Here is an 8786-nt window from a genome sequence, read left to right as displayed (position 1 = left end):
GCGGGGGAGGGGCTGGGCACCGGTCGACGGGGCCGCTCCTCGGGCCCGAACACCCGCCGTTCACCTGGATGTACGTCGCACGGTGCCGGTGGCGTCTCCGAACGTGGCGTGCCGTCCGGGACGGTCGCGGGGCGCTGCCCGACGCCGCTCCGCGAGGATTTTCGGCGTGGACGGAGTTGCGCCTTGCTTCCCGGGCCGGCGTGCGTAGACATTAGCTGACGTGCGCGGACATTTGTCAGCCACGCCCGGGTCCCGGCTTCGGAACTTTCTCCGGGACAAGTGTGCCGTGAGGCCGGATGAGCCTCGTGGCCGTCCCGAAATCAGGGCCCGAACCAGTCCGGGAGGGATCGCAGGGAAAGCCCGGACGGCCCTAGCCATTCACAACGTATGGGGATAGAACTGGCTGAGAATAATCAGTGTGCCGCGCCAGTGGTCACCGCCTGGTGGCCGACTGTTGGCCGACAACTGGTCCTTTGTTCAGCGATATCTAGAAAGGTTGCTTCCCGCCGGTCCCCCTGGCCGGTTTTGCTCCCCCTCCCCCGCATACCGGAGGCAACTGCATGCCAACGACACATTCACGACGTGCGCGAACGCCGAGTGCTCCGCGGGCACGCCGTTACTCTCGCGCGGCGCTGGCGGCCTCGATGGCCGCGGTCATCGCCGGTTCCCTGACCGCGGTGTCCGCACCGGCCGCGGCGGCGCCCTCGGAGAACTTCGAGGACACCGCCTACCGCGGCGAGGTCGAGGTGGTACGCACCCCGACCGGAGCCGCCGACGACGCGGTGCTGACCGGCCGGGTGTTCGTCGACGCCGACCGGGACAGCGCCAGTGACGGCGAGGAGGCCGGCCTGTCCGGCGTCATGGTCACCAACGGCCGCGACGTGGTGCTGACCGACGGCGAGGGCCGTTACGAACTGCCCGCGTTCGACAACATGACGGTGTCCATCACGCAGCCGTCGGGCTACCAGGTGCCGATGGACGAGCACAACATCCCGCAGTTCCACTACAACCACCTGCCCGAGGGGTCGCCGGAACTGCGCTACGGCGGGATCGAGCCGACCGGACCCCTGCCGTCCGCGGTCAACTTCCCGCTGGTGGAGAGCGAGCTGACCGCCACCGACGCGCAGAGCTGCATCATGGCCGGAGACCTGCAGACCTACGACCGGCAGGAGATCGAGTACGCGCGCGACGGCGCCATCGCGGACCTGGCCGCGCGCCACGACTACGCCGGCTGCGGCACGCTGTTCGTCGGCGACGTCGTCGGCGACGACCTGTCGCTCTACCCCGAGATCAAGGACCTGGTCGCCGAGACCAACGGTCCCGCCCGCTTCCTTCCGGGCAACCACGACCTCGACTTCGACGCCCCGAACTCCGAGCACTCCTTCGACACCTACCGCGCGCAGCTGGCTCCGGAGTACTACTCCTACGACGTCGGCGACACGCACATCATCGCGCTCAACACCGTCGAGTACCCGTGCGTCGCGGCCGAGGACAGCCCCGCGGGCATCGAGGCGCACTGCGCCGACCCGGAGGGCGACCCCTCCTACAACGGCCGCCTCGACGAGGACCAGCTCGCCTGGCTCGAACGCGACCTGGCCAACGTCGACCCCGACAAGCTCGTCGTCGTCGCCAGCCACATCGGCCTGCTCAACTACGCCGACTCCACCTCCCCGGTGCACCAGACCGACCAGGTCCGGCGCGTGCACGAGCTGCTGGAGGGCCGCAACGCCGTGGCGGTGTCCGGCCACAGCCACAGCATCGAGAACCTCAAGACCGGTGACGGCGCCAAGGGCTGGAACGACCTGTTCGGTGTCGAGGGCCTGCCGTTCCCGCACATCACCGCGGGCGCGATCTCGGGTGACTGGTACTCCGGCGCGATCGGCGAGGAGGGCTACCCGACCGCGATCGGCCGCGACGGCGGACGCCCCGGCGTGGTGACGCTGGACATCCAGGGCAACGGGTTCCAGGAGCGCTACACCGTCACCGGCGAGTCCGACGACGTGCAGACGCAGCTGGGCATCAACAGCCCGACCTACCGCGAGTGGGTCGGGGCGCGCCAGGAGTGGAACGCCGACCCGGTGGGCGAGGCCCCCGAGCTGGAGGAGCCCCTGGTGGTCGACCGCAGGGACCTGGCCCACGGCAGCTGGCTGACGACCAACTTCTTCTTCGGCTCCACCGGCTCGACGGTCGAGGTCAGCATCGACGGCCGACCGGCCCAGGAGGCCACCCGCACCCAGCAGATGCGGGGCGAGGCCGTCAACGTCGGCGTCGAGTACTCCGACCCGTACGCGGTCGCGCAGCAGCTCGTCCACGGCGGCAGCCTCGCCAACCGGACGATGCACCTGTGGCGGTTCGACCTGCCCAGGAACCTGCGCACCGGTGAGCACACCGCCGAGGTGACCGCGACCGACGCCTACGGCCGCGAGTTCACCGACGTCCTCGAGTTCGAGGTCATCGGCCGGAGGTAGCCGCACCTCTCCGCCAGGAGGGCCGCCACCCGCACGGGTGGCGGCCCTCCGCCTTGGCCGCTGCCCCGGCCGGTGATCTTCGGACGGGGCCGGAACGGCGGACGGGGCGAGCGCGTGCGGACCGCCTGCGGGGAGCGGCCCGACGCGCCGGCAGTCGGGCGCCCGTTCGCGCCGGTTGTTCAGCCCCCGTCACGGCGGAAGAGGAAGAGCCCGTATTGTGCTCCGGGGTCCAGCCACCGGGCTCCCAGGCTGAAACCGTGCGCTCCCACCTCGTCGGCCAGCCCCCGCACGTCGAACTTCACCGAGTAGCCGACGTTGAGGAACCGCCCGCGCGGTACGCGCACGGTCAGTCCCAGACCCGGTACGGGCACCGCCTGGTCGGCCCGGGCGCGAAGGCGTCCCTCCACGGTGGTGGTGTCCGCGTCGTAACACGCCTCCGGGACGAAGTCGTCGAGCACGAACCCGGCGCCGTAGAGGTCGTTCAACCGGGTGAGGTAGTTGAGCCGGAAGTCGGCGAAGGCCGAGTACCCGGCGGGATCGTTGTAGCAGGTCTCCAGGGCCTCGCGGCCCTTGTCCAGGTCGGCGGAGACCAGGAAGGCCTCGCCCGGGCGCAGGGTCCGGGCGATCTCGCCCAGCAGCGCGTCGCGTTCCCCGCGGGTGGCGTTGCCGAAGCTGCTGCCGAGGAAGGCGATCGCGAGCGGCTCACCGGGATGGGTGCGCAGCCAGTCCAGACCTGCTTCGTAGCGTCCCCACAGGCCCGTGACCTCCAGGCGGTCCAGCTCCGCGCACAACGCGGCGCCGCTGGACTCCAGCATGCCCCGGTCGACGTCGATCGGCAGGTAGGCGGTCCCGCGCAGGCGCAGACAGCTCTCCAGCAGCAGCCGTGTCTTCTTCGCGCTTCCGCTGCCCAGCTCCGCGATCCGCCCGCAGGCGAGCAGTTCGGCGATCTCCGCGGAGTGGCGCTCCAACAGGTCGCGTTCCACACGGGTCAGGTAGTACGTGGGCAGCTCGGTGATCCGCTCGAACAGTGCGGAGCCGACCGCGTCGTAGCCGAGCCAGGGCGGCAACCGGGGCGGCGACTGCCGCAGGCAGTCGCGCACCACGGTGTCGTCCGGCACCGCGTCGCCCCTGTCTGCGAGCGGAAGCACACGGACCCGCACCGCTGGTCCAGGTGTTCTCATGGTTCCCTCACGTCCGTCCCGTCGCGGAAGCTCGACTCGCCGCGACCCCACCGCCGCAGGAGGTACTCCTCCAGCCGTGTGGCCAGGAGAGTGCTGGCGCGGATGCCGAACACGATGTCGGGGGCCAGCTCGGGTTCGGTGTCCAGCAGCGGCGCGATCACCTCGCGCCGCAGGAGCTGCTCGTGCACCGCGTCGGCCTCGACGTGCTCGGCGTAGAACCGGACGGCGGCCGGGCCGCAGCCCAGCCTCCGCATGGCCTTGACCAACCGGTCCGAGCCGGGGGAGGAGGTGAGCTCGACGGTGGCGAACTGTCCGATCAGCGCTCCGCGCAACCCGCGGTGCAGACCGCACAGCGACATGAAGTTGACCTCGGCCAGCATCTCGGCGGGGGCGGAGTCGAGGTAGGCGCCGTAGTCCGCGCACAGGCCCAGCTCGGCCATCATGTCGGCGAAGAGCGTGGAGTGCGTCCGCTCGGGGTCCCCCGCGCCGTACTCGTCGTGCTGCACGGTCACCAGGGCGGCCTTGGCGGGGCCGTGCAGGCGGGGGATGACGAAGCTCTGCGGGTCGGCCTCCTTCAGGTGGTAGAGCGAGCGGTGGGCGACGTACTCGCGCAGCTGCCACAGCTGCCCGTGGCGGCGCAGGTGGTGGGAGGCGCCGAACGCGTCGACGTGTTCGACCAGGAGCGCGCCGAGCTCGCTCCCGACGTCCGCGCCGGGGGTCACCTCGTCCCTGAGCGCGCCGAGGAAGGCCCCCTCCAGTTCGGCGCGCAGCGTCAGCAGCGCCGGGTCCCACTCGCGGTCGGCGTCGACTCCCCCGAACCCGCGGTAGTGGAGTTCGTAGCAGCAGTAGAGGGCGAGCTGGAGGTCCTCACCGTAGGGCGGGGACCCGTCCACCGCGGGGAACCCGGTCCGGTTCCCGCGCAGCGCGTCCATAACCGCCTCGGAGAGCGGACCCCTGGGGGCGGGCAGCGTCGGCGCCTCCGGCGTCGTCATGGTCATGGGCCGTACTCCTTCCCCTCGTCACCGCGTACGCGCCGACGGTGGCTGGTGTCGCAGAACGGGCGGCGCCTGCTGCGGCCGCACACGCACAGCGCGGTGACCGCCCGGTCGCTGCGCACGCGCGTTCCGTCTGGCGTCTCCACGTCGACCGGGCCGTAGACGAGGACCGGACCGTCGTCGGTGACCACGACCCGGCGACGGTCCTCAGCCACGGCACGCCTCGATGACCACGAGTTCCTCCTCCATCTGGTCGGGGCCGAGCAGTCCGCGGGCGCGCAGCGCCGCGGCACGCGCGCGCAGCACCGGACCGAACGGGATGCGGGCCCTGGCGAGGACCTCGGGCACCAGCCCGGCCTTCTCGAGCCGGTCCAACGTGGCCTGCTCGTCGGCGAGCTCGGACTGCACGAGCAGGAGCGCGCCGTCCTCGCTGAGCACCGAGGGCGCCCCCGCGCAGATGCGGTCCAGCAGGATCCGCCCGTCCGGCCCCGCGTCCCAGCACCTCGCCATCCGGTGGCGGGGCAGCCGCCGACCGGTAGCGGGCATGTAGGGCGGGTTGGCGAGCACGAGGTCGAAGCGGTGCGGGGCCACGGGAGCGAACAGGTCGCCGCGCCGCACCGTCGCCGGGACCCCGTGCAGTCGGCTGTTGAGCCAGCTCGCCAGTACCGAGCGTCGCGACAGGTCGATCGAGGTGAGGCTGGCCGCACCGGCGCGGAAGGCCTCGATGCCCAGCGCCCCGGTGCCCGAACCGACGTCGAGGACTGAGCGCCCGGCGACCCGACCGCGCTGGCGCAGCACGGTACGGAGCAGGGAGGTGTCCTCCTGAGCTGGGTAAACACCCGGTGGCCTCATCAGCAGCATGGGGCAACCACTACCCGGTCCCGAACCCTCCAACCGCCGCACGGGTTCTCGGCGTGATGTCCGGTGACCGTGGGTGACGGATTGCTGGGCGGGACGTTCGCCGAGTGAGCCCGGGTCGGGGAGGAGCTTCGCGGACTTCCAGCGGTACGTCGACGCGCGGGATGGCCGAATCGGTGCGGCCTGGAGGCGCGCGTCGGGGCGGCGGTGGACGGGGTCGGGCGGCGGAGGGCACGAGCCGCCCCGTGCCCGACACGGAAAACGGGGAGACTACCGGCGGCCGGTACGCCAGGATCTGAGCATGGAGATGTCCGACGTCACTCGTGCGATGGCGGCCGCGACCTCGGTCGCCGCGTCGCTCGGCCTGCCGGTCAGCAACGCGATCGTGCTCCACAACTCGAACAAGCTGGCGCTGCGGCTGACACCGTGCGACGTCTTCGCCCGGGTCGCCCCCGTGGGGCAGGAAGTCGCGCGGTTCGAGGTCGAACTCGCCCAGCGGCTCGTCGCGGTGGGGGCCCCGGTGTGTCCCCTGGAGCCCCGGGCGGACCCGCGCGTGTACACGCGCGACGGCTTCACGGTGACGCTGTGGACCTACCATGAGCCCGTGGCACCCCGCGTCCCGCCGGACGACTGCGCCGAGGCGCTGGAACTGCTGCACGCCGGTATGCGCCGGGTCGACGTGCCGAGCCCGCGGTTCACGGACCGGATCGCCCAGGCGCAGGACATCGTCGCCGACCCGGACCGCTCGCCGGAGCTGGCCGACGCCGACCGCGCCTTCCTCAGCGGCAGGCTGGCGGACCTGCGACGGACGATCGGGGAGCGCGGCGCCGTGGAGCAGCTGCTCCACGGAGAGCCGCATCCGGGCAACGTGCTCAGCACGCGGAACGGCCCGTTGTTCATCGACCTGGAGACGTGCTGCCGCGGTCCCGTCGAGTTCGACCTCGCCCATGTTCCCGAGGCGGTCTGCGAGCACTACCCGAACATCGACCAGGAGCTGCTGGACGAGTGCCGACAGCTCGTCCTCGCGATGGTCGCGGCGTGGCGCTGGGACCGAGACGACGAGTTCCCGAACGGGAGGCGATTCGGAGAGGAACTCCTGCGCGCGCTGCGCGACGGCCCTCCCTGGCCGACACTGGACACGATGAACAGGCGGCTGGGCGGCCTGGAGAAGCCGCCGAAGTCCACGTGAGAACGGCGTGGCTCGGAGGTCCTTCAACCAGGGTCAGGGATCCCGGTCGACTCCGTCCTGAAACGTGGAGTCCTGCTCCAGAGAGCCAAGATGGGCATGGTGTGAAGGACGTTCTCACAGCACTCGAAGCACTGACCGGCTGCGATCCGGACCGGCGAGACCTCGCCGCCGAGGTGCTCGGAGATTTCCTGCGCGGCGCCGTGCTCGACACGGCCACCGCCTGCCTGGTCGTTGGCCGGCTGATCAACCTGGCCGTCATCGAATCCGTGGTCAAAGTCCGTGAGTCCGCCCTGAACGCGGTCAGCGAAGCGCTCGACCACTACAGCCTGCCTCTGGGCCTTGTCGAACCGCTGGCCTCAGTCGCGAGGACGCTGGAACCCGGACTCCTCGAGTACGTCCTGCACATCCTCGGCGCCACACAGGACCCGCGAGCACAGTCGCTGATCGAGCCCTTCCTTCACCACCCCGACCCGAACGTGCGCGAGGAAGCCCGCCTCGCATATGCCGAGGTCGCCATGTCCACAGCCCTTGGCCACGGCTCTCCCTAGAGCGGACGCCCCATATCCGCTTGAGCCCCAGTTCGTCGAAGCCGCGCCGGAGTAGGAGTTCGACCTCGCTGACCTGGAGGAGGTGCGTAGGCGAGTGGCGATGGCGGTGGATGTGCGCACCGAACCACCCACCGTTGAGGCGTGGTCGGGGGAGTGGTTGGCGGGCAAGCCCGATCTGGCTGCGGGAACCCGGGCCTCCTACGCCGGGCGCATCCGCACCTACCTCGTCCCGCACCTGGGCCGACTCCGGGTGGACACGCTCCAGGCCCGCCACGTCGAGACCATGTTCAACCTCATTGAGGAGACCAACGCCCGCATTCTGGAGTGCCGCGAGTCCGACGATGTGAAGGTGCGGGCCTCAGTCAGGGGGCGGAGGGTGATCTCGCTGTCCACCAAGCACCGGATCCGCGCCACTCTCCGGAGTGCGTTGTCCGAAGCCGTCAGGCGTCCGGACTTGCCGGTGTCGGTGAACATCGCCTCACACGTGCGGTTGCCCTCCTGTCCGAGGAAGCGTCCGCTGGTGTGGACACCGGACCGGGTGCGTCAGTGGAAGAAGGACGGGACCGTGCCGGGGGAGGTGATGGTGTGGACCCCGGAACAGACACGCGCTTTCCTGGTGCACGCGAGGAAGTACCCGTGGCTGTACCCGATGTTCCACCTGATAGCAGTCAAAGGCCTACGACGAGGAGAAGCGGTCGGACTGCCCTGGGCCAACACCCGACTGACGGACGGGCAGATCGACATCCGCGTCCAGGTCGTACAACTCGCGTGGGAGACGATCACCTCCACCCCGAAAAGCGCGGCCGGGCAGCGCACCATCACTCTGGACGCCGACACCATCAAGGTGCTGCGGGCTTGGAGGAGGTTCCAGAACGAAGCCCGCCTCAAGGCCGGAGCGGCATGGACGGACAGCGGTCTGGCCTTTACCCGGGACGACGGTTCGGGGTGGCATCCGGGGCAGGTCAGTGACTGGTTCCTGCGCGTCGCCAGGGCAGCGGGGCTGCCGCCGATCACGTTGCACGGGCTCCGCCACGGGGCCGCCTCGTTGGCGTTGGCCGCGGGAACGGATGTGAAGATCGTGTCCAGCGAGTTGGGGCACGCGACCACGCACTTCACCCAGGACACCTATCAGTCGGTGTTCCCGGACGTGGCCAAGGCGGCGGCTGAGGCCACCGCAGCGCTGCTGCGCGGCTCGGTTCCGGTGAGGGCCGGGTAGCCGAACCGACGAGCACACCAGGAGCAACACGGCACCACCGGCCCCAGGCCAGTGCACGGGTTCACCCGGCTGGCCTGGGGTTTCCTCGTGCTCGGGGGCGGTGGCCGATCGGATCAAAGGTCCCCTGGAGGTGGCCTGGGGGGAGTGTCCACTCCGGTGAGCATCGCGTCTTGCGCGTCATGTTGTCGCCTGGCAATTGTTGTCGTCGGGGCCGGTTCCGGCCACCGAGCCCAGCGGGTCGCGGGGACGCCGTCCGGCGCACGCAACGCCGTGTTTCCTTGGGCGTTCGCCCTCATCTGCGCGAACGCGGTCACTCTCCGTCGCACCCGTG

At 70.6% G+C, this 8786-nt stretch carries 7 protein-coding genes and 1 pseudogene; 4 read left to right on the top strand and 4 right to left on the bottom strand.

Features of this window, described 5'->3' with window-relative positions:
* Nucleotides 1-644: 644 nt before the first annotated feature.
* A complete protein-coding gene (locus DQW06_RS23460; protein WP_071622573.1) occupies nucleotides 645-2468 on the top strand; it encodes a calcineurin-like phosphoesterase family protein in 1824 nt (607 codons plus the stop codon).
* A 179-nt stretch (nucleotides 2469-2647) separates the two neighbouring features.
* Here the strand turns inward: DQW06_RS23460 and DQW06_RS23455 are convergent, their stop codons facing one another.
* The 4 genes from DQW06_RS23455 to DQW06_RS23440 are packed head-to-tail and all read right to left on the bottom strand — an operon-like array spanning nucleotide 2648 to nucleotide 5496.
* A complete protein-coding gene (locus DQW06_RS23455; protein ID WP_117199323.1) occupies nucleotides 2648-3649 on the bottom strand; it encodes an L-histidine N(alpha)-methyltransferase in 1002 nt (333 codons plus the stop codon).
* Complete coding sequence (locus DQW06_RS23450) at nucleotides 3646-4647, bottom strand: iron-containing redox enzyme family protein (protein WP_117199322.1); 1002 nt, start codon at nucleotides 4645-4647, stop codon at nucleotides 3646-3648. The genes DQW06_RS23455 and DQW06_RS23450 overlap by 4 nt, the downstream gene beginning before the upstream one ends.
* Nucleotides 4644-4859 carry a CDGSH iron-sulfur domain-containing protein gene (locus tag DQW06_RS23445; RefSeq protein ID WP_013154476.1) on the bottom strand — a complete coding sequence of 72 codons (216 nt, stop codon included), beginning with the start codon at nucleotides 4857-4859 and terminating at the stop codon, nucleotides 4644-4646. Before DQW06_RS23445 ends, DQW06_RS23450 begins: the two co-directional genes overlap by 4 nt.
* A complete protein-coding gene (locus tag DQW06_RS23440; protein ID WP_041553215.1) occupies nucleotides 4852-5496 on the bottom strand; it encodes a HemK2/MTQ2 family protein methyltransferase in 645 nt (214 codons plus the stop codon). Before DQW06_RS23440 ends, DQW06_RS23445 begins: the two co-directional genes overlap by 8 nt.
* Before the next feature lie 307 nt (nucleotides 5497-5803).
* Here DQW06_RS23440 and DQW06_RS23435 point away from each other — a divergent pair, with 307 nt between their 5' ends.
* From DQW06_RS23435 to DQW06_RS23425, 3 genes and pseudogenes are all read left to right on the top strand, one after another.
* Nucleotides 5804-6691: an aminoglycoside phosphotransferase family protein gene (locus DQW06_RS23435; RefSeq protein ID WP_198662527.1), complete on the top strand. Its 888-nt coding sequence runs from the start codon at nucleotides 5804-5806 to the stop codon at nucleotides 6689-6691.
* Between the two features lie 101 nt (nucleotides 6692-6792).
* Entirely contained in the window at nucleotides 6793-7239 is a 447-nt protein-coding gene (locus DQW06_RS23430; RefSeq protein ID WP_117199321.1) for a hypothetical protein, read from the top strand.
* A 64-nt stretch (nucleotides 7240-7303) separates the two neighbouring features.
* Nucleotides 7304-8455: pseudogene (locus DQW06_RS23425) on the top strand (tyrosine-type recombinase/integrase); the annotation flags it as partial.
* Between the last annotated feature and the right edge of the window lie 331 nt (nucleotides 8456-8786).

Source organism: Nocardiopsis sp. TNDT3 (assembly GCF_003427465.1).
GTDB lineage: Bacteria > Actinomycetota > Actinomycetes > Streptosporangiales > Streptosporangiaceae > Nocardiopsis > Nocardiopsis dassonvillei.
This window is presented reverse-complemented; position numbering and strand designations above follow the sequence as displayed.

What these genes read in the sequence shown, in the direction of transcription:
- DQW06_RS23460 (WP_071622573.1), top strand. Translation starts at nt 645, where the DNA reads ATGGCCGCGGTCATCGCCGGTTCCCTGACCGCGGTGTCCGCACCGGCC.
- DQW06_RS23455 (WP_117199323.1), bottom strand. Translation starts at nt 3,649, where the DNA reads ATGAGAACACCTGGACCAGCGGTGCGGGTCCGTGTGCTTCCGCTCGCA.
- DQW06_RS23450 (WP_117199322.1), bottom strand. Translation starts at nt 4,647, where the DNA reads ATGACCATGACGACGCCGGAGGCGCCGACGCTGCCCGCCCCCAGGGGT.
- DQW06_RS23440 (WP_041553215.1), bottom strand. Translation starts at nt 5,496, where the DNA reads ATGAGGCCACCGGGTGTTTACCCAGCTCAGGAGGACACCTCCCTGCTC.
- DQW06_RS23435 (WP_198662527.1), top strand. Translation starts at nt 5,804, where the DNA reads ATGGAGATGTCCGACGTCACTCGTGCGATGGCGGCCGCGACCTCGGTC.